Source organism: Gluconobacter sp. P1D12_c (assembly GCF_018812105.1).
GTDB classification, from domain to species: Bacteria; Pseudomonadota; Alphaproteobacteria; order Acetobacterales; family Acetobacteraceae; genus Gluconobacter; species Gluconobacter oxydans_A.
The window spans coordinates 1-350 of sequence record NZ_JACSIQ010000935.1 but is presented as its reverse complement, the minus strand read 5'-3'; the positions used below and the strand labels follow the sequence as shown (position 1 = coordinate 350).

Below are 350 nucleotides of genomic sequence, written 5' to 3'. Positions count from 1 at the left end.
GTGGAAGATGAAGCAGCCTGGTTTCTTTGATGTTGAAGAGCGCCTTGCTCGGCTGAGCGGGCTTGGCGATCAGCTGGAGGCCTTTTCCCGGACTGTGGATTTTGAGATGTTCCGCCCTGATCTGGAGCTGGCTCTGGCCTATTCAGACGGAAGTAAAGGCGGACGTCCGCCGTTTGATCCGGTGCTGATGTTCAAAATTCTGGTCATCCAGACGTTGAACACTTTGTCTGATGAACGGACAGAGTATCTGATCAACGACCGCCTGTCGTTCATGCGCTTTCTGGGATTGGGGCTGTCGGACCGCGTGCCGGATGCCAAAACGGTCTGGCTGTTTCGTGAGCGYYTGACAC

At 55.2% G+C, this 350-nt stretch carries 1 protein-coding gene; it reads left to right on the top strand.

Features of this window, described 5'->3' with window-relative positions:
• Positions 1 to 7: 7 nt before the first annotated feature.
• Positions 8 to 350 (top strand): transposase (locus KP705_RS19860; RefSeq protein WP_215765559.1); only part of this gene is annotated, 343 nt, incomplete at its 3' end.